The organism is Pseudohongiella sp., from assembly GCF_040877505.1.
Taxonomy (GTDB): Bacteria; Pseudomonadota; Gammaproteobacteria; order Pseudomonadales; family Pseudohongiellaceae; genus Pseudohongiella.
Window position 1 is genome coordinate 41100 of sequence record NZ_JBBDNQ010000028.1, and the last position, 19047, is coordinate 60146.

A 19047-nucleotide genomic window follows, 5' to 3' on the forward strand; every position below is an offset into this window, starting at 1 on the left:
GCGCTCACTGTTGTGACAATTTGTGAGAATCCTGGGGCGGATTGCCATAATTCAGGCCGAAAAATGACGCAAAAGGATCAATCAGATGCGAATATTGATGACAGGTGGCACCGGTTTTATCGGCACGCATCTGGTAGCGGAGCTGCTGAGCGCGAAACACGAGCTGACGGTGCTGGTGCGTGACTATGCCAGGGGCCGTCTGCTTCTGGGCTCAACCCCGGAGCTCGTGCGCAGCCTGGACGAGATTGAACACGACAGGCATTTTGACGCCGTCATCAATCTGGCCGGTGCCGGAATCGCCGATAAACGCTGGACGCGGGCCCGCAAGCGGCTGTTGCTAAACAGTCGCCTGCAAACCACAACGGCGCTGGTACAGCTCTTTCAGCGCCTTCAACAACCTCCGGCAGTGTTCCTGAGTGCTTCTGCAGTGGGTTTTTACGGTGCTCACGGGCCCGAACCGTTGACCGAGACCTCGCCGGTGCATGATGAGTTCAGCCATCAGCTCTGTCGGCGCTGGGAGGAAGAGGCACGCAAGGCCGAGGTGCTCCATATCAGGGTGTGTGTTCTGAGGCTGGGTGTTGTCCTCGGGTCCGGCGGCGGTATGCTGGGCAAGTTGCTGCCGATGTTCCGCCTGGGGTTGGGGGGGCGTATTGGTGATGGTGAGCAGATGCTGTCATGGATACACCGGGCTGACGTTATTGCGGCGATTCAGTTTTTGCTGGCCAAAGACACTGAGTCGGGGGTATTCAATCTGACCGCCCCCGCTGCCGTGACCAACCGGGAGTTTACTCGTGAGTTAGCCGCGGTAGTGAAAAGGCCGGCGTTCCTGCCGCTGCCAGCGCCGGTCGTGCAATTGATGTTCGGAGAAATGGGTGATCGCTTGTTGTTGCACGGCCAGAATGTCATACCTGCCCGATTGCAGGCGGCGGGGTTTGAGTTCCGGTACCCGGATCTGCGCCCGGCATTATCAGCCTGCCTTTGCGATTCCGGATCGAATTAAGGATAATACCGAGCCCGCTCAGCGGGTACGCTACTGTTGTCGTCCGTCAGCGGTGGCTCATGGTCAACACAGCATTTCGCATAAGCACGTGAGGGGGAAACCAGACTATGCAACGCGAGTCAATGGAAGTCGATGTCGTTATCGTTGGGGCCGGACCAGCTGGCCTGGCGACTGCCTGCCGTTTGTTACAACTGGCCAAGGAAGCAGAAAAAGAGATTTCCGTCTGCGTGCTTGAAAAAGGTTCGGAAGTTGGCGCGCACATTCTGTCCGGCGCCGTCTTCGAGCCGTCGGCGTTGAATGAGCTGTTTCCGGACTGGAAAGAGAAGGGCGCACCTTTGCATACAGCGGTGACCGGTGATGATATTTATTACCTGCCCGGTGAAAAGAAGTCCATTCGCTTCCCCGATTTACTGGTACCAAAGCCCATGCGCAATCATGGCAACTATATTATTTCTCTGGGCAATCTGTGTCGCTGGCTGGCAGAGCAGGCGATGGAGCTGGGCGCAGAAGTCTTCCCCGGTTTTGCGGCTGCTGAAATTCTCTATCATGACGACGGCACCGTGAAAGGTGTGGCGACAGGTGATATGGGCGTAGATGCCAAGGGTGAGAAAAAAGACGCCTACGAGCCCGGATTTGAGTTCCACGCCAAATACACCATTCTGGCAGAGGGCTGTCGCGGACATCTGGGCAAGGAGTTGATCGCCCGCTTCGAACTGGATAAAGACAGCGATCCGCAGCACTATGGTATCGGCCTGAAAGAAGTCTGGGAAATACCCGCGGAACTGCACAAGGAAGGGCTTGTTGTGCACACTGCCGGTTATCCCATGATCGGCGCCAGCTATGCCGGTTCCAGCGGCGGTTTTCTGTACCACGCCGAAAACAATCAGGTCTATCTGGGCTTGATTGTTGACCTGGGATACAAGAACCCGCATATCAGCCCCTTCGACGAATTCCAGAAATTCAAGCAGCACCCGGTTATCCGCCAGTATCTTGAGGGTGGCAAGCGACTGAGCTACGGCGCGCGTGCATTAAACAAGGGCGGCCTCAACTCTTTGCCCAAGATGAGCTTCCCCGGTGGCCTGCTGATCGGTTGCGATGCCGGCACGCTGAACGCTGCCAAAATCAAGGGCAGCCACACGGCCATGCGCTCGGGCATGCTGGCGGCCGAGTCGCTGTTTGAATCATTGCAGCAAGACGCAGTGAAACCGGGTAATGATCTGACGGAGTACGGTGCACGCGTGAAGTCCTCTTCACTGTATGACGAGCTGCACAAAACCCGTAATTTCAGCGCCGGATTTCACAAGTTTGGTTTCTGGGTTGGCAGCAGCCTGAGTTTTATCGAGCACAATATTTTTGCCGGTCGTTTCCCGCTGACCTTCAACGACAAATCCCATGATTATGCGCAGCTCAAACCGGCGTCCGAGTGTCCCAAAATCGACTATCCGAAGCCGGATGGAAAAATCACCTTCGATAAATTGTCATCGGTGTTCCTGTCCAACACCAATCATGTGGAAGATCAGCCCTGCCATCTGCAGTTGATTGATCCGGAAGTGCCGATAAAGCACAACCTGCCCATATATGATGAACCGGCGCAGCGTTACTGTCCGGCGGGTGTCTATGAGGTGCTGGACGATGGTCAGGGCGGCAAGCGCTTCCAGATCAATGCGCAGAACTGTGTCCATTGCAAAACCTGTGACATCAAGGATCCGTCACAGAATATCCAGTGGGTGGTGCCGGAAGGCAGCGGCGGTCCCAGCTACCCAAATATGTAAGGCACCCCAATATGTAAGGCGCACGGACGCCTGACAGCCAACAGGTGCTGTCAGGCATAGGAGTTTTGTACCGGAATATTCCGCTCGCAATCACGGTCTTGTAACCCACAATACAGAATTTACAACGGGGCGCAGGGGAGCAGGGGAGTAGGAAAAGTCAGTGCAAAATTGTGTGTTACGAACATTATGTCGTGGCATCGTCGCTGGCGTTGCGCTGGTGATGTTGTCGGCGTGTCAGTTGCTCAGTCTCAACCCGGGTTTTGCACCCGACGCTGACATGGAGCAGCGAGCACTGGGAGGCGAGCCTGTTGCAACGCCAGTTATCGATCTGCTGGCTGTTGATGACGCTATGGCCAGCTTCATGGCACAGCATATTGACCCCGGGTTGCAAGGCTGGGATCTGGTCGCGCGATTACAGGAGCTGTTATTTTCTCCGCAATTTCTCGATGTAAAGTATGACGATTCGGCGAACCTGACGGCATCGGAAGCGTTCGCGCAGCGCCGGGCAAATTGCCTGTCACTGGTCAATCTTTATATCGCCATGGCCCGGCATCACGGGCTACAGGTGCAGTATCAGACCGCACAGATCAGGCCGCAATGGGACCGGCGCGGCGAGTTACTGGTGCTCAGTGAACATATCAATGCACTGGGTAGCCTTGGCGGCAGCAGTCAGTACATTGTCGATTTCACGCCCAATGTCCAGTTACAACAGCAAACGGCCGAGGTCATCAGCGATGAGCAGGCGCTGGCGCTTTATTTCAACAATATCGCTGTTAGTCATCTGGTAAACGGGCGCATTGACGAGGCGCTGACCTGGTTTCGTTACGCGTTGGCAACCGACCCCGATCTGGCAATTGCCTGGAATAACATGGGCAGTACCTGGAACACCGCGGGCGATGATGAACTGGCCGAATACAGCTATATGAAGGCGGCCTGGCTGGATAAAAATTACCCGACGGCAGTTAATAATCTTGCCCGGTTCTATTCTGTGCGGGGCAATGAGGCCGAGGCTGCGCGCTATCGCCGCGCAGTGCAGGGCTACAATAATCGTAATCCCTATTACCATTATGTGCAGGGCAACATCGCTTTCAGTGAAGAGGATTACGATCAGGCGGAAAAACACTACCAGCGTGCCATACAGCGAAACCGCCTGGAGCCCGATTTTTATCTGGCCCTGGGTCTGACTTACCGGGAACGGGGGCAGGAGGCGCGGTACCGGGAAGCAACCGAATTGGCTGTCGCCCTGCGGGAACTGGGTGATCAGACCTACCGGGCCAGCCAGGCCCGGGTCAGAAGGGTGGATAATCGTTCCATACTGCGAGCGAGCAGTGCAGGCTTCAGCGTTCGCTTTATAGAATAGTGCCTTTTGCAGATTGAGGCGTTATATAGAATGCTGATTTGATTTTGCGCTGTCTTTAGCTCGCAACACTCACTGTGATGTTTATGTTGTAAGGGCTCAACAGTGCTTCAGTCTCTTCCTTCCGGGCAGCGTCCTGCAAAACCACGCTTGCTGTCATACCCTTTTTACTGTCAATTTTCGTTTCTACCATGGCATTGATGTGCTCCCGCTCCAGGTGCTCCTGAAGCACCGCCGCACTGATTTGCTGCCGCAGGGCGGGGCGAAAGATCTTGCCAACGGCCGTCATCGGCATGGCATCAATGATTTCTATCCGTTTGGGCACTGCCGCGCGTTCTGTCACATTGCTTTCGCAATAGTTTAGCAGCTCCTGTGCACTGGTCGTGCTGCCGGGCCGTGTCACCACAAAAGCCATTGGCAATTCTCCCGCATACGGGTCCGGCATGCCCACGGCGGTCGCACTGATCACGTCCGGATGCTGGTTCAGTGGTTCCTCTATCATCTCCGGGTCAATATTGTGACCACCGCGGATAATAAGATCTTTGGCGCGTCCGGTCAGATACAGGAAACCGTCATCATCCAGATAACCAAGATCGCCGGTATTGAACCACGTCTTCTCTATCCAGGCTTGAGCATTGTCAGATTCGGCTTTGTAACCGGCAAATACCTGTGGTCCCTTGACCAGGACAACACCGCTCTCGCCGGTTGCACAATCTTTGCTGACAGCCGTACCGTTGAGCTGGACGACCCGGACCCGCGAATAAGGCAGGCGCAGGCCCACGCTGCCCGGCGGTTGCACCTCAGGCGGGCGGGTAATCAACGAGGTGGTTTCGGTCATGCCGTAGCCGTTGGTGACGGAGAGCTGATACTTATCTTCAAAACGTTGCTCAAAAGCAGGTGACAAGGGTGCGGCACCTGAATTGATGCGCTCAAGGCTGCTGATATCTTCATCACCCACCGGCACCTGTGCCAGTGCTGTCAGTACTGTGGGCACGGCCGCAAAACTGTTGGCCCGAAAGCGGGCAACATGGTGCCAGAGGTTCTTGATGACTTCCGGGTTGCGGAAACCGGCCGGGGTGAGCAACACAATACGGTTGCCGGCAGCGAAGGCGCCAATGCCCAGAATGATGACACCGAATATGTGGAACAGGGGCAGGCCACAGAGCGCCGTTTGCCGCCCCAGATGCGAGTTGATGACTTGTGACAACTGACCCAGGTATGCCATGTTGCCATGCGTCAGCTGGGCTATTTTGGGTTTGCCAGTCGTGCCACCGGTGTGGAAGCAGGCGGCAATGGTATCAGGCGTCAACTGCCTGGGCCTGGTCAGTGACTGGCCGTCCTGTTCGGCGACGGCCACATTGTAATCCACCAGTTTTATGTCACGCCCGGCAATTTCCGGCATGCTGCAGGGGTCTGTCAACCCGGCCTGGTGCACCACCAGAATGGTATGGATGTCTGGCAGTGAGAGCAGGATCTGCAGTAATTTTTCCCACAGCTGGACATGGTCAGACGGTGCCAGGCAGGCAATGATGCGCGCATCGGCAGCCTGGATGATTTCGGAGATATGGCCGGGTTCCAGTAGCGGGTTAATCGGGTTGGCGATGCCGGCAACCTGACTGCCCAGAATCAACGGGTGAGACTGTGGCAGTATGGGTAACAGAATGGAAACGGCTTCATTGCCTTGCAGGCCCAGACTACTCAGCAAATTCGCGGTTTGCCGGGTCACGCTGGCCAGGTCATTAAAACTCAGGGTCTGGGGGATTTCGTCGCGGCGCCCGGTGAGCAGAAAATCCAGGGCCGGATCGTCACCGTAGCGCTCGGCGCTCTGCTCAATCAGTTCAAACGCAGTTTGTGCAGGGAATTGTTCTGGCAGCGGTTTTTTTTCGAAGGCCTCGATGTCCGGCATTGTGTCGAGTATGGGTCTGTTCATTATTCGGTGCCTCTCCTCTGCTGTTTTTGTGCACCGAGTTATAACATGATCAGCTAACCCGCGCGACAGCCATTTCGCACATCTGCAACAAGCCTTCGCGGAAGCTGGAGTCAGGCAGTGATCTTATCCGGGCGCGCGCCAGGTCGGCCTGTTCATGAGCCTTCTGACGGGTATAATCCAGGGCGCCCGTGCTGCGAATGATACGAATGACCTGGTCAAGGTTTTCCTGGCCGCCGTCAACAATGCTTTGTTGCAGTAGCGCTTTATCAGCGCCGCTGCTGTGCTGCAAGGCGTGGATCAACGGCAGGGTCGGTTTGCCCTCGGCGAGGTCATCGCCAATGTTTTTGCCCATGGCGGAGACGTCGCCGTCATAGTCCAGCACATCGTCCACCAGCTGGAAGGCCATGCCCAGATGCATGCCTGCTGCCTTCAGCGCTTGCCGGGTCTCGCTATTTGCGCCAGCCACGATGGCGCCGCAGTACGCAGCGGCCTCAAACAGCACCGCAGTTTTGTCGCGGATGACGCGCATGTAGTCGGCTTCGCTGGTGTCCGTGCGGTGTTTGTTCAGTAATTGCAGAACCTCACCTTCGGCAATGACATTGGTCGTGTCGGCCATGACCTGCATGACCTCCATATTGCCAATTCTGACCATGACCTGAAATGCGCGTGAGTAGATGAAATCGCCTACCAGCACGCTGGAGGGATTGTTCCATTGTTCATTGGCGGTAGGGCGCCCACGGCGCATGGACGACATGTCCACCACATCGTCATGCAACAACGTTGCGGTATGAATAAACTCGATGACGGCGGCCAGCTTGACGGCATCGTCGCCGGTAGCGCCGCAGCAGCGGGCGCTGAGCAGCACCAGTATAGGACGCATGCGCTTGCCGCCTGCATTAATGATGTAGTGGCCGATATTCTCGACCAGGTCGACATTAGAATGCAGCTGGTCGACAATAAACTCGTTGACGGCCTCAAAATCGGTCGCAACAACGGCGCGGATCGTATTGTGCATGGGCTATAATATACCGTCTATCTGTAGGGTGCGCTGGACAGGGAGTGCGCCGGCAATGCTAGGGGTGAAGCTCGAAGCTGTCAAGCGACACAGATAATGGCTTGCCGTCGTGCCACATTCACTGCATAAATCAGTGAGAAATGCTTGCCACAAGCCCCTGCTTCTCGTAAAATGCCCGCCCTTATAGATTAGAGCGCAACGGCCATGGCCGCGGCGCTACAGGTTTGCGGTCCCGCGCAGTTGTCAGGGAAGCAGGCCAGAGTTCCCAAATACTGGAGTTTCATATGTACGCGGTTATCGAAAGTGGTGGCAAGCAGCACCGGGTTGTTGAAGGCGAAACCTTGAAGTTGGAAAAGATCGAAGTTCCGACTGGCGAGAAGATCAACTTTGACAAAGTGCTGATGGTAGGTGAAGGCGAGTCCGTCAAGATCGGCGCGCCTTACGTTGACGGCAGCACCGTGACCGCTGAAGTGATTGCCCAGGGCCGCGCGCCCAAGGTGACAATCATCAAATTCAACCGTCGTAAGCACTACCGTAAGCGTCAGGGCCACCGTCAGTGGTTCACGGAAGTTCGTATCACGGGCATCAACGGCTAAGTTTTCAAGGGCTAAGACAGTCCGGGAGTAGATCATGGCACATAAAAAAGCAGGCGGTAGCACCAGTAACGGTCGCGATTCGATATCCAAACGACTGGGTGTAAAACGATTCGGCGGCGAGCAGGTACTGGCCGGTAACATCATTGTTCGTCAGCGTGGTACACGTTTCCATCCCGGCACCAATGTCGGTATTGGTAAAGACCACACGCTGTTTGCGAAAGCGCACGGTCGCGTACTTTTTGAAGTAAAAGGTGCAAAGAACCGCAAGTTTGTCAGCATTGTAGAGGCCTGAGGGTCTGATACCTTGCGCGGCCGGCTTCTGTAACCGGCAAGCAACAGCGGTAATGTGATCAGTAAAGCCCTGTCAGTTGACGGGGCTTTTTTGTATGGGTGGTAAGCAAAGTGAAGTTTGTAGACGAGGCTGAAATCACAGTCGAAGCAGGCAGGGGCGGTAACGGCTGTCTGAGTTTTCGTCGGGAAAAATTTATTCCTAAAGGCGGGCCCGATGGCGGCGACGGCGGTGACGGCGGTAGTGTCTACCTGGTGGGCGACAACAACCTGAATACGCTGGTCGACTTTCGTTTTCAGCGGCGTTATATCGCACAGGCTGGTCAAGGTGGCATGGGAGCCAATTGCACCGGCCGTGCCGGTGACGATCTGTTGGTGCGGGTGCCGGTCGGCACCAGTATTGTCGACAAGTATACAGAAGAGCTGATTGCTGACATCGCCGAGGATGGCCAGACGGTTATCGTTGCCAAGGGCGGTTTCCATGGCCTTGGCAATACCCGATTCAAGTCCAGCACCAACCGCTCGCCAACCAAGCATACAAAGGGCACCGACGGCGAAGTCCGAACCCTGCAGTTGCAGCTTAAGGTCATTGCCGATGTCGGCCTGCTGGGGTTGCCCAATGCGGGCAAATCCACCCTGTTGCGTGCAGTGTCTGCGGCCCGCCCCAAGGTGGCCGATTACCCATTCACCACGCTGGTGCCCGGTCTGGGCGTGGTGCGTATCGAGATGGAACGCAGCTTTGTGATGGCCGATATCCCGGGCGTTATTGAAGGTGCCTCTGAAGGTGCAGGTCTGGGTTTCCGCTTTCTCAAACATCTCTCGCGCACACGCTTGTTACTGCACGTGGTTGATGCGGTGCCGCTGGATGAATCCGATCCTGTTGCCCACGCAAAAGGCATCGTAGATGAACTGGCCGGTTTCAGTGCCACGCTGGCGCAAAAAGAGCGCTGGCTGGTACTTAACAAAACTGATATGGCGGATGCTGAAACCCTGGCACAGCTGCGCCAGCGGTTTGTTGACGAACTGGGCTGGGACATTCCTGTTTACCATATTGCCGCGATCAACGGTGAAGGCTGCAAGCAGTTGTGTCACGACATCATGCGATCGGTTGAAGAACATCGACGCCTGTTGGCCAGTGACGAAGATTATCGTGAGGTTGAGCGCGCGCGCGACCAGCAGATGGAGTTCGAAATTCGCCGCAGTATTGAAAAAACGCGCAAACACCGCGCAGCCGATGCCAGTGACGACGACTTCGACGATTTTGATGATGACGATGAAGATGGTGTGACTGTCGTTTATGAATAAACAGAAAGACGGCACCGGCGCGCGGCGCTGGGTCGTAAAAATTGGCAGCTCGCTGATTACCAACAATGGCAGCGGGCTCGATCGTGTGGCGATAGAGAACTGGGTGCGCCAACTCGTCAGCCTGCAGCAGGGCGGTATCGAGGTTGTCCTGGTGTCGTCCGGGGCGGTCGCTGAGGGTGTCAAACGCCTGGGCCTGAAAAAACGCCCCAGGGAAATCCATCTGCAGCAGGCAGCTGCCGCCGTTGGCCAGATGGGCCTGATTCAGGCCTATGAGAGCTGCTTCCAGCAGTATGGTGTGCACACTGCCCAGGTGCTGCTGACGCACGATGATCTGTCTAACCGCCGTCGTTATCTCAACGCGCGCAGCACCCTGGCTGGGCTGGTGGATATGCGTGTGGTGCCGGTGATCAATGAAAATGACACGGTGGCCACGGCAGAATTGTGTTTTGGTGACAACGATACGCTTGGTGCCCTGGTGGCTAACCTGCTGGGAGCAGATACCCTGGTCATTCTGACAGATCAGAAGGGTCTGCATGAAGCCGATCCGCGCACACAGGCCGATGCGCCATTGATTGCCGAAGCGATGGCCGAGGACAATCGGTTGTTGGCAATGGCGGGGGGTGGCGGCAGTCTCGGTCGTGGTGGCATGATCACCAAGATCACCGCCGCTCGACTGGCGGCCCGCTCGGGCGCGCGCACAATCATTGCCAGCGGCAGGGAGCCTGATGTCCTGACCAGGCTGGCGCAGGGCGAATCCATTGGTACCCGGCTGTTACCCGACAAGCAGCCCATGGCGGCGCGCAAGCAATGGCTTGCCGGCCACCTGAAGGCAAAAGGCCAGCTGGTGATCGATGCTGGCGCGGTCAGGGTTTTGCGTGAATCAGGCCGCAGTCTGTTGCCGGTTGGGGTGACTGCAGTCAACGGCCAGTTCGATCGTGGCGAGATGGTGGTTTGTGTTGATGAAACCGGACAGGAGATTGCCCGGGGTCTGGTCAACTATGACAGCCGTGAGGCGGCGCAGATACTGCGGCAGTCGAGTCGACAGATAGAAACTGTGCTGGGATACGTCGGTGACGTTGAAATGATCCACCGCGACAATCTGGTACTGACCGAGTAAACTGCGGTTTTTGATTGTCCGCAGAGCCTGAAATTCAGGCACAAAAAAAGCCGGTTGTGACCGGCTTTTTTTAAAGCTGTTTTAAGGCAGCTTTTTTTAGGTTTACGCTTTCAGTGCCAGAATGGCAGCATTCAGACGGCTTTTGTGACGAGCGGCTTTATTCTTGTGAATAATGCCTTTGTCTGCCATACGGTCGATGACCGGAACTGCACGGTTATAAGCAGCTGTGGCGTTGTCATAGTTACCTTCCTGGACCGCGGTCACTACTTTTTTAATGTAGGTGCGAACCATGGAACGGAAACTGGCGTTGTGGCGGCGAGCGACTTCATTCTGACGTGCGCGCTTACGGGCTTGTACGGTGTTGGCCAACTGATGCTCCTTACGATACTGTCAACGTGTGGCGAAATTCAAGACGCAGTACTATGCCGATATTCGCGCCCCATGTCAAGACTCTGTTATCAATACTATGACACAAGTTGCGCCGTTTCGAAACCCGTCATGGCAATCCATGATTGTCCCCCTGTCGTAACTCCGGACGTATGTTAAGCTGTATGGCTATCATTGGTGAAACCAAAGGAGTATTGAACCATGACCAAGATTGATATCGGAATCAAGCAGTCAGATCGTGCCGAAGTCGCTGAAGGCCTCAAGCGCCTGCTGGCAGACTCGTACACGCTCTACCTGCAGACCCACAATTTTCACTGGAACGTGGAAGGCCCCCGATTCCGTGAGCTGCACTTGATGTTCGAAGAGCACTACACAGAGCTGGCGGTGGCAGTGGACGATATCGCAGAGCGCATTCGCACGCTGGATGTGCCGGCGCCGGGCACTTACAAAGAATTTGCCCGCCTGAGTTCGATCAACGAAGTGGACGGCGTGCCGGATGCCAAGAAAATGGTGGACCTCCTCACCCATGGTCACGAACAGGTGGTGAAAACCTGTCGCGATGTCCTGAAACTGGCCAACGAAGCCGATGATGAATCCACTGCCGCAATGGCCTCGGATCGTATGCGCATCCACGAAAAAACCGCCTGGATGCTGCGCGCCATCAACAAGTAATGTCCACCGGCGAACTCCCGACAGAGCTGGCTGTCGGGAGCCGGCAACAGGTCTTCAGGTCTTCAGGTAAAAAGGTACCACACCAGGAAGACCAGGCTAAAGGCGGTCAGGTAGACCATTCCCACCCATGCCCACACTGTCATCCCGGCAGAAATGCCTTTCCCCCGCACCAGGCTGAAGTTGAGCCAGGCAAAGAACGGTGTGGTCAGGAACGCCAGCGTCATGGCGAAGGTCAGCATCGGGCTCAGCGCACTCTGGAAGAACAGAATAACCGCCATGCCCGTGACGGCCTGTGCAATAATCCAGGCCGTCAGGGTCCGGTTGCGACGCTCTTTGCCTCTGCCCAACAGAAGATGGAAGGACTCATCCAGGGTGCGGGCATAACCGTCCAGCACTGCCAATGTGGTGCCAAACATGCACATGAAAGCAATAAAGGCGATGAACAGGCGCGCCCACTCGCCTATGGTAGCGGAATACATGGCAACCAGCTGTTGCGCAAAGGCAGCCCCGGCCATGGCTATTTCCTGCTCCGTGCCATGCTGCAGCAAAGCACCCAGCGCGACGAAGACCACTGCCAGCACAACGGCGACGGCGTAACCCAGATTGAAATCAAACAGTCCGTCAGGCAGGGACACGCGGGTCAGCTTCTGTTTGGAGCGAAGCCACATGGAACTGATGGCTGACAACTCGATGGGCACGGGCATCCAGCCCATGGTGGCGACGATAAAGGCCAGTGCGGACAGTTGCCAGGGCGAAGGACTGACGTAGTCGGCTGGCGCCATCGGGCCGTTCTGCCAGGCAATGGCCACGGCGATCAACGTGCAGATGGTCAGTACCAGCATCAGCGCCCGTGACAGGCCGTCAAGCACACGGTAATGCCCGGCCAGCAGGATCAGCAGGCAGACTGCCAGCAGAAGCAGGCAGAGCAGGGTCAGCGACAGATTGCCGGGGATGAAATACTGCAACAGACTGGCCGTCAGCAACAGCACGCCGGCGGTATTGACCACCGCCGCAATCAGGTTCAGTGCGGTGAACGCGATCAGCCAGCCCCGGCCCTTGTCCTGATAACCTTCCACCAGACTTTTGTTGTGCCACAGCGTGTACTGCACGCCAAAGCGGAAGAACGGATATTTCAGCACATTGACCAGTACAATCAACCATAACAGTTGCCAGCCGAACAGGGCGCCAGCCTGGGTGGAGGCGACCAGGTGAGAGGCGCCAACGGCGGCGGCCGCCATCACCAGGCCGGGGCCTGTCGCTTTCCAGCGCTCTATAAGTCTTGATTTTTCCATAGTATTTTTTTTATTAACCCGTCTTCTGATATCGTATTTTTCCATGATGGTGCGATAATACGCCCTGCGCAGCATAATGGAATGCAGGCCACCGGTACAGACCCCGGGATTTGAGAGCAGACTTTGACCAGGCAAACAACTGACAATCAGGGATCCGAACCCCCGAAACTGCGCCGCGGGCTGCTGCGCTCCAGCGCGGTTACTGGCAGCATGACCTTTGTTTCCCGTATTCTTGGCCTGGTCAGGGATGTGGTACTGGCGCGTGTCTTCGGCCCGGGCGATGGCGCCGATGCATTTTTTCTTGCCTTCAAGATACCCAATTTTTTGCGCCGCCTGTTTGCCGAAGGCGCCTTTAACCAGGCATTTGTGCCGGTGCTGTCGGAGTATCGCAGCACGCGCAGTCTGGCTCAGGTGCAGGAACTGGTTAATGCAGTGGCAGGGTATCTGGGTTCGGTATTGTTGCTTATTACGGCAGTGGTGGTGCTGGCAGCGCCCTGGATTGCGATTCCCGTTGCCTACGGTTTTACCGCCGATCCGGTCAAATTTGCGCTTTTTGTCGACATGTTGCGCATTACATTTCCGTACCTGCTGCTGATCTCACTGACTGCCTTCGCGGGCTCCATACTCAACAGTTATGACCGGTTTGCGGTGCCGGCACTGACACCGGCGCTGCTGAATCTGTCTTTGATTGCTTCTGCCTTATTGCTCAGCCCGTATTTTGCGCAACCGGAGATTGCGCTGGCCTGGGGCGTGCTGATCGCCGGGGTTGCCCAATTGTTGTTTCAGTTACCGTTTCTGGTGCGATTGCAGTTGATGCCCAGACCACGTCTGGTGAAACAGCACGAAGGTGTGGGTCGTATCATCAAACTGATGATACCGGCCCTGTTTGGCGTTTCCGTCAGTCAGATCAATTTGTTGCTGGACACCTTTATTGCCTCTCTGCTGGTTGCAGGCAGCGTGTCCTGGCTTTACTTTTCCGAACGGCTGATGGATTTGCCGCTGGGCATCTTTGCGGTAGCGGTCGCTACTGTGGTGCTGCCCAGTTTGTCGCGCCGCCATGCCGAGCGCTCCAGGGAAGAGTTTGCGGCGCTATTGGACTGGGCACTGCGTCTGATTCTGTTGATCGCGGTGCCAGCCAGTCTGGCGCTGGTGCTGCTGGCGCAGCCCATGATCATCACCTTGTTCCAGAACGACAATTTTACTGCCAACGATGTGGTCATGGTGACTTACAGCCTGCAGGCGTATTCCCTGGGTTTGCTGGCTTTCATGAGTATCAAGATTTTTGCGCCGGGATTTTATTCACGGCACGATACCAAAACACCGGTGCGCATTGGCATCATTGCCATGGTGGCGAATATGGTCATGAACATCCTGTTGGTGTTTGTGCTGGATATGGCCCATACCGGCCTGGCGCTGGCGACATCGCTGGCCGCCTATCTGAATGCGGGACTGCTGTTCATGGGCCTGCGCCGGGAAGGCGTGTTTGATTTTCAGCCCGGCTGGCTGGTGTTTGCGTTACGCCTGGTTGCTGCCAATGTCGTCATGTGCCTGTTTCTGCTTTACATCGTCGGCGACTGGAGGCTATGGCTGGCATGGGATATCTGGCAGCGGATCCAGCAAATGGCCCTGCTGTGCTTTGGTGGCATGGCCCTGTACCTGCTGACGCTGTGGGTAACGGGCATGCGGCCTGCCGACTTTCGTCGACAGGCCTGAGCTGTATCAGGGCACGGATCAGGGTTTGCGGAATAGCAGGGTAAAGCGGTCGGTGCGCCCGGTTACGGATTCGTGGCCGACTTCAAGTGTCAGGTCATCCGCTACGCTGGCGTGCAGGTCACTGAAATCGACCAGTTCAAAGCCGGCATCCTGGATCTCCTTGATCACCAGCACCGGATCAAGGCGTCGGCCGTTTTCGCGGTTGTCCGGCTCCAGATGACGGCGGGTATGATCTTTGACGCCGTACAGGCCGCCGGAGCGCAGGCTGTTGAATATGGCATCGTTAAGATGCGCCCGGCTCTCTGCATTCATGTTATGCAGGTTGCGGAAGGTCAGCACCATGTCCAGATCTTCCACCTCAAACTCAAAAGGCGCCAGCTCACGTAACGTCATTCCGTCAGGCAGATTAAGGACTTCCACTTCATCGAAACCGGGCTCGTTGAGTACCCGTTCCGCTACTGTGTCGGTGCCAATGGCAACATAGAGTTTGCCGCTGCCACGCAGCGTCGGCGCCAGGATCTTGGTATACCAGCCAGCACCCGGGACCAGTTCCAGCACCTGCATGTCATCGCGCAAACCGAAGAATTCGAGCGTTTCGACAGGCCTGCGTTCGATATCATCACGGGCGATTTCCGCCGGGGTACGTGTGGCACCCTGCATGGCCATTTCGATCTTGTTGCGGGTACTGTCGAAGTCGTCAGTCTGCGCCCATGCCGCGGGTGCTGTGAATCCCAGGCCCAATGTCAGGCTGAGTGCCAGTGCGCCTCCTGCTTTGAAACCGATACGTTTGTTCATGTTAAGTCTCCTGGGTGAATATCCGGCGGTTGTCCCGGGTCAGTGTCAGGCACGGGATACAAATTTTCCGGTAACGGTGCTGACCTTGATCATCTCACCGGTGGTGAGGTATTCCGGCACCTGAATTTCAAGACCGGTGCTCAGTGTGGCCGGTTTGGGCCGTGCAGTTGCCGAAGCGCTGCCGCCACCAGGCGGGGTGCTGAGCACTTCCATGACCACGGTCTGAGGCAACTCTATGCCCAGCAGATTGCCGTCCATGATCAGTGCGGTAATGCCGTCAAGCTGGTCGGTGATATAGGGAATGTCATCCTCAACCTGCTCCGCGTTGATACCGTACTGACTGTAGTCCTCGGTGCTCATGAAGTACAGCATATCGTCTTCGCGGTAGGAGTACTGTACGTTCATGCGGCTGCAGTCAGCGATTTTTACAACATCGTCGCCTTTGTAGGCTTCGTCCAGTTTTTGCTGGGTTTTAAGGTTGGTGTAACGCACTTTGTACATGGTGACGCCCCCGCGCGAGGACGGGCTTTTGGCCTCAAGCTGGCGTATCAGGTGCGGTACGCCGTCAATATCAACAATCATGCCGCGTTTCAGTTCATTTGCTTTCATGACGACGTTTTCCTCAAGATCAGGCGCATACTGTCCGCGCCGGAAACGAAATGTACTGTATCCCCGGCAACCTGTAAATATTCGGTTTGCTGACACCGCGCGCACCCGGCCTGTGGCAGGTGGACAGTGGTCACGCACAGCTTTCGCTGCCGACGGAATAAAGGTATAAACAGGTGGCAGCATGAACAGTTTGCAGAGCAGTAACAAGAGCAGCGACAAGAGTAAGTAAAGATGCCAAAAACAAAACACGAAATTGATAATTTTCATATTATTTCAGCCGAGGAGCTGCCCACGCCGGCGCAGTTGAAACAGGAGATGCCGCTTGCCGGCAGGGCACTTGATACCGTGTTGGCGGGGCACCGCGGCGTCAAGGGTATTCTTGATGGCGAAGATGATCGTCTGATTGTGGTGGTCGGGCCATGTTCGATTCATGACACTGAGGTGGCGATGGACTATGCGCGCCTGCTGAAACCGCTGGCAGATGAATTAAAGGATACCTTGCTGATTGTGATGCGCGTGTATTTCGAGAAACCGCGAACCACCGTGGGCTGGGAAGGGTTGATCTACGACCCGTATCTGGATGGCAGTCACCGGATAGAGCATGGTTTGCGCATCGGCCGACAGCTGATGCTGGATATCAACGAACTGGGGTTGCCCATCGCCGTTGAAGCACTTGATCTGATATCGCCACAGTATCTGCAGGATCTGGTGAGCTGGACTGCAATAGGCGCCAGGACCACAGAGTCACCAACGCATCGCAAGCTGGCCAGTGGCATCTCGTCGGCCATCGGTTTCAAGAATAATGTTGACGGCGGTTTGTCGGTAGCGGTCAATGCCATTCGCTCGGCATCAGCGATCAACACGTTTATCAGTGTTACCGAAGAAGGCAGGGTTGCTGCGTTTCGCACCTCGGGCAATCCGCATTGCCATGTCATTCTGCGCGGCGGTAAAGAGCCGAATTACGAGGCCAGGTACGTGGCCGCTTGTGAGGAAGACCTGCGCAAGGCCGCGATCACCGAGAATATCATGATCGATTGCAGTCACGGCAACTCAAGCAAGCAGTATGAACGACAACTGGACGTTCTGCAGGACGTTACCGCGCAGATTGAAGGCGGCAATCGGTCCATAATCGGCGTCATGCTGGAAAGTAATATCAACGCGGGCAATCAGCCGATTCCGGATGATCTTGAGGAGATCCGTTACGGCGTTTCCATAACAGATGCCTGCCTGGACTGGGCAGCGACCGAGGCGGCATTGCGTGACACGGCAACCCGTTTGCGTTCGATTCTGCCCGCCCGAAAACGCGGCTGACCGGGCAGGTGATGCCGGGGCCGTCCGCCCATACGGGTGGCGCATGAGGGATGAATTGTTGATCTGTATCAAGCGACAGTCACTTGGTCAGGTGTTACGGGTCCGGTCATTGCCCGCTCGCTAGTATTTCACTATGATGATTTCACTATAAAGGCAGCAAGCAGTTTTTTGTTAATTGGGCAGTTTTTTGTTAATTGGAGAGTCGGGATATGACGGATTACAAAAAGATTCTGGTCGCGGTTGATGGCTCTGATGAGTCAGACAGGATTATCACCAAGGCACTGGCGATCGCTGGCGACAGCAACGCACAGCTGGACGTGGTGATGGTGTTCGAACCTCTGCTGGGCAGCTACTCATTCGAGTTGAACATGGCTGACTTCGAAAAAGTCCAGAAAGAACACCAGGAGCAGGTTGCCAGTAAAATGCGGGCAAAAATGGCGGCAGTGACCCCATCAGTGCCAGCATCCCAGGTACATTTCCTGCGCGGCAAACCGGCCTCTGAAATCAAGAAGCTGTGTGAAGAGCTCGGGACTGATCTGCTGGTCATTGGCAGTCATGGCCACAACCCGGTGCGTGCCGTGCTGGGTTCCACCGCCAATGCCGTATTGCACGGCATTCATTGCGATGTCCTGACTGTCCGGGTATAACAGTTTCATTAGGTCGACAGTTTCCTGAGGTCTCAACTCTTCAGGACGGCAGCGATACTTTGAGCCAGATACTCGATGTTGCTGCTGTTGATGCCAGCAATATTGATGCGGCTGGAGTCCACCAGGTAAATACTGTAATCGTTGATCAGGGTATGTACCTGACCCGCGCTCAATCCCAGGAAAGAGAACATGCCTTTTTCCTGCTCAATGAAACTGAAGTCGCGATCAAGGCCCTGTTTGTTCAGTTCAACGACCAGGGCTGAGCGCAGGTTGTTGATGCGTTCTCGCACCTCGGTTAATTCCAGCTCCCAATCCTGATTCAGTTCTGTATCGGCAAGAATCTCGGCAACCACACTGGCGCCATGGTCAGGCGGCATGGAATAAATGCCGCGTGCGGTAGCAGAGATCTGGCTGGTGGCTGCCCGGGCGGCATTGCTGCTGTCGGCAATCACCGTCAGGGAACCGGTGCGTTCGCGGTAAAGACCGAAGTTCTTGGAGCACGAGCTCACCACGATCAGTTCCGGCAGGGTTTCTGCCAACAGGCGTACGCCAAAGCTGTCGTCAGCCAGACCGTCGCCCAGTCCCTGATACGCGAGGTCAATAAACGGCGTGAACCCCTTGCGTTGTGCCAGCTCTGCTACGGCTTGCCACTGCGCCTGATTCAGGTCGGCGCCACAAGGGTTGTGGCAGCAGCCGTGCAGCAGCACCAGGTCGCCGGCACCTGCCGTGCTGATCTGTTCCATCATGGCATCAAAGCGGATGCCGTGATTGTTGTGATCGTAGTAGGGGTAGGTCTCGATTTGCAGACCGGCTTCACCCAGCAGTGGAATGTGATTTGCCCAGGTCGGATCGCTGACCAGAATTTTGCTGCCCGGTTTTACTTTCTGGATAAACTCTGCGGCCAATCGCAGGCCGCCGCATCCGCCAGGGGTTTGAAAAGTTGTGCGGCGATCACCCAGCGTGTGGCGCAGAGTAGTGCCCAGCACCAGGTCGGCAACCCGTTCGTTGAAGGCCGCCGACCCTGCGGGTGACACGTAGGTTTTAGTCGTCTGATTCTGCAGCAGTCTGGCTTCCGCCGCTTTCACTGCCCGCATCACCGCTGTATTACCTTGCTCATCTTTATAAACACCCACACCCAGATCGATTTTACGGGGATTGGGGTCAGTACGGTGCGCAGCCATCAGGCCCAGGATGGGGTCGGCGGACAACGGGTTCAGGCGTTCAAACATGCGAATGTTCCT

18 protein-coding genes are annotated in these 19047 nt (G+C 56.0%); 11 read left to right on the top strand and 7 right to left on the bottom strand.

The features are described 5' to 3' along the window. The first annotated feature begins 85 nt into the window (after nucleotides 1–85). From WD071_RS09840 to WD071_RS09850, 3 genes are all read left to right on the top strand, one after another. Nucleotides 86–1000, top strand: a complete 915-nt coding sequence (locus WD071_RS09840) for a TIGR01777 family oxidoreductase (RefSeq protein ID WP_368048199.1) — start codon at nucleotides 86–88, stop codon at nucleotides 998–1000. 107 nt (nucleotides 1001–1107) lie between these two features. Continuing rightward, on the top strand, nucleotides 1108–2772 hold the full coding sequence (locus WD071_RS09845; protein ID WP_368048200.1) for an electron transfer flavoprotein-ubiquinone oxidoreductase: 1665 nt from the start codon (nucleotides 1108–1110) through the stop codon (nucleotides 2770–2772). A 172-nt stretch (nucleotides 2773–2944) separates the two neighbouring features. Continuing rightward, entirely contained in the window at nucleotides 2945–4132 is a 1188-nt protein-coding gene (locus tag WD071_RS09850) for a tetratricopeptide repeat protein (RefSeq protein WP_368048201.1), read from the top strand. 55 nt (nucleotides 4133–4187) lie between these two features. Here WD071_RS09850 and WD071_RS09855 read toward each other — a convergent pair whose 3' ends face one another. Together WD071_RS09855 and WD071_RS09860 are read right to left on the bottom strand one after the other, a co-directional pair. Next, the gene (locus WD071_RS09855) at nucleotides 4188–6059 is read right to left on the bottom strand and encodes an acyl-CoA synthetase (RefSeq protein WP_368048202.1); all 1872 of its coding nucleotides are present in this window, start codon (nucleotides 6057–6059) and stop codon (nucleotides 4188–4190) included. 49 nt (nucleotides 6060–6108) lie between these two features. Further along, a complete protein-coding gene (locus WD071_RS09860) occupies nucleotides 6109–7074 on the bottom strand; it encodes a polyprenyl synthetase family protein (RefSeq protein ID WP_368048203.1) in 966 nt (321 codons plus the stop codon). Nucleotides 7075–7358: 284 nt separating this feature from the next. Here WD071_RS09860 and rplU point away from each other — a divergent pair, with 284 nt between their 5' ends. From rplU to proB, 4 genes are all read left to right on the top strand, one after another. Further along, nucleotides 7359–7670 carry a 50S ribosomal protein L21 gene (rplU, locus tag WD071_RS09865; RefSeq protein ID WP_368048204.1) on the top strand — a complete coding sequence of 104 codons (312 nt, stop codon included), beginning with the start codon at nucleotides 7359–7361 and terminating at the stop codon, nucleotides 7668–7670. Nucleotides 7671–7704: 34 nt separating this feature from the next. Further along, a complete protein-coding gene (rpmA, locus tag WD071_RS09870) occupies nucleotides 7705–7962 on the top strand; it encodes a 50S ribosomal protein L27 (RefSeq protein WP_368048205.1) in 258 nt (85 codons plus the stop codon). Between the two features lie 110 nt (nucleotides 7963–8072). Continuing rightward, entirely contained in the window at nucleotides 8073–9263 is a 1191-nt protein-coding gene (gene cgtA, locus WD071_RS09875; RefSeq protein WP_368048206.1) for an Obg family GTPase CgtA, read from the top strand. Beyond that, nucleotides 9256–10380, top strand: coding sequence for a glutamate 5-kinase (gene proB / locus WD071_RS09880; RefSeq protein ID WP_368048207.1), 1125 nt, complete (start codon nucleotides 9256–9258; stop codon nucleotides 10378–10380). Before cgtA ends, proB begins: the two co-directional genes overlap by 8 nt. A gap of 102 nt (nucleotides 10381–10482) precedes the next feature. Here the strand turns inward: proB and rpsT are convergent, their stop codons facing one another. Next, entirely contained in the window at nucleotides 10483–10749 is a 267-nt protein-coding gene (gene rpsT / locus WD071_RS09885; RefSeq protein ID WP_070118870.1) for a 30S ribosomal protein S20, read from the bottom strand. A gap of 219 nt (nucleotides 10750–10968) precedes the next feature. Here rpsT and WD071_RS09890 point away from each other — a divergent pair, with 219 nt between their 5' ends. Continuing rightward, complete coding sequence (locus WD071_RS09890) at nucleotides 10969–11439, top strand: Dps family protein (RefSeq protein ID WP_368048208.1); 471 nt, start codon at nucleotides 10969–10971, stop codon at nucleotides 11437–11439. A 62-nt stretch (nucleotides 11440–11501) separates the two neighbouring features. Here the strand turns inward: WD071_RS09890 and WD071_RS09895 are convergent, their stop codons facing one another. Then, complete coding sequence (locus WD071_RS09895) at nucleotides 11502–12731, bottom strand: NRAMP family divalent metal transporter (protein WP_368048210.1); 1230 nt, start codon at nucleotides 12729–12731, stop codon at nucleotides 11502–11504. 123 nt (nucleotides 12732–12854) lie between these two features. Here WD071_RS09895 and murJ point away from each other — a divergent pair, with 123 nt between their 5' ends. Further along, nucleotides 12855–14444 carry a murein biosynthesis integral membrane protein MurJ gene (murJ, locus tag WD071_RS09900; protein WP_368048211.1) on the top strand — a complete coding sequence of 530 codons (1590 nt, stop codon included), beginning with the start codon at nucleotides 12855–12857 and terminating at the stop codon, nucleotides 14442–14444. Between the two features lie 18 nt (nucleotides 14445–14462). Here the strand turns inward: murJ and WD071_RS09905 are convergent, their stop codons facing one another. Both WD071_RS09905 and yeiP read right to left on the bottom strand, forming a co-directional pair. Further along, entirely contained in the window at nucleotides 14463–15239 is a 777-nt protein-coding gene (locus WD071_RS09905) for a class I SAM-dependent methyltransferase (RefSeq protein ID WP_368048212.1), read from the bottom strand. 45 nt (nucleotides 15240–15284) lie between these two features. Then, nucleotides 15285–15848 (bottom strand): elongation factor P-like protein YeiP, encoded by a 564-nt coding sequence (gene yeiP, locus WD071_RS09910; RefSeq protein WP_368048213.1) that lies wholly within the window; start codon nucleotides 15846–15848, stop codon nucleotides 15285–15287. Between the two features lie 231 nt (nucleotides 15849–16079). On the opposite strand from yeiP, the gene WD071_RS09915 reads away from it, so the two are divergent. Both WD071_RS09915 and WD071_RS09920 read left to right on the top strand, forming a co-directional pair. Then, entirely contained in the window at nucleotides 16080–17159 is a 1080-nt protein-coding gene (locus WD071_RS09915; protein WP_368048214.1) for a 3-deoxy-7-phosphoheptulonate synthase, read from the top strand. Between the two features lie 209 nt (nucleotides 17160–17368). After that, complete coding sequence (locus WD071_RS09920) at nucleotides 17369–17806, top strand: universal stress protein (protein ID WP_368048216.1); 438 nt, start codon at nucleotides 17369–17371, stop codon at nucleotides 17804–17806. 32 nt (nucleotides 17807–17838) lie between these two features. Here the strand turns inward: WD071_RS09920 and WD071_RS09925 are convergent, their stop codons facing one another. Next, a complete protein-coding gene (locus WD071_RS09925) occupies nucleotides 17839–19035 on the bottom strand; it encodes an aromatic amino acid transaminase (protein WP_368048217.1) in 1197 nt (398 codons plus the stop codon). Nucleotides 19036–19047 lie beyond the last annotated feature (12 nt).

Coding starts and splice junctions, on each gene's coding strand:
- WD071_RS09840 (WP_368048199.1), top strand. CDS start 86: ATGCGAATATTGATGACAGGTGGCACCGGTTTTATCGGCACGCATCTG.
- rpmA (WP_368048205.1), top strand. CDS start 7,705: ATGGCACATAAAAAAGCAGGCGGTAGCACCAGTAACGGTCGCGATTCG.
- WD071_RS09855 (WP_368048202.1), bottom strand. CDS start 6,059: ATGAACAGACCCATACTCGACACAATGCCGGACATCGAGGCCTTCGAA.
- WD071_RS09925 (WP_368048217.1), bottom strand. CDS start 19,035: ATGTTTGAACGCCTGAACCCGTTGTCCGCCGACCCCATCCTGGGCCTG.
- rplU (WP_368048204.1), top strand. CDS start 7,359: ATGTACGCGGTTATCGAAAGTGGTGGCAAGCAGCACCGGGTTGTTGAA.
- WD071_RS09860 (WP_368048203.1), bottom strand. CDS start 7,074: ATGCACAATACGATCCGCGCCGTTGTTGCGACCGATTTTGAGGCCGTC.
- WD071_RS09890 (WP_368048208.1), top strand. CDS start 10,969: ATGACCAAGATTGATATCGGAATCAAGCAGTCAGATCGTGCCGAAGTC.
- WD071_RS09845 (WP_368048200.1), top strand. CDS start 1,108: ATGCAACGCGAGTCAATGGAAGTCGATGTCGTTATCGTTGGGGCCGGA.
- WD071_RS09920 (WP_368048216.1), top strand. CDS start 17,369: ATGACGGATTACAAAAAGATTCTGGTCGCGGTTGATGGCTCTGATGAG.
- proB (WP_368048207.1), top strand. CDS start 9,256: ATGAATAAACAGAAAGACGGCACCGGCGCGCGGCGCTGGGTCGTAAAA.
- WD071_RS09895 (WP_368048210.1), bottom strand. CDS start 12,731: ATGGAAAAATCAAGACTTATAGAGCGCTGGAAAGCGACAGGCCCCGGC.
- yeiP (WP_368048213.1), bottom strand. CDS start 15,848: ATGAAAGCAAATGAACTGAAACGCGGCATGATTGTTGATATTGACGGC.
- WD071_RS09915 (WP_368048214.1), top strand. CDS start 16,080: ATGCCAAAAACAAAACACGAAATTGATAATTTTCATATTATTTCAGCC.
- WD071_RS09905 (WP_368048212.1), bottom strand. CDS start 15,239: ATGAACAAACGTATCGGTTTCAAAGCAGGAGGCGCACTGGCACTCAGC.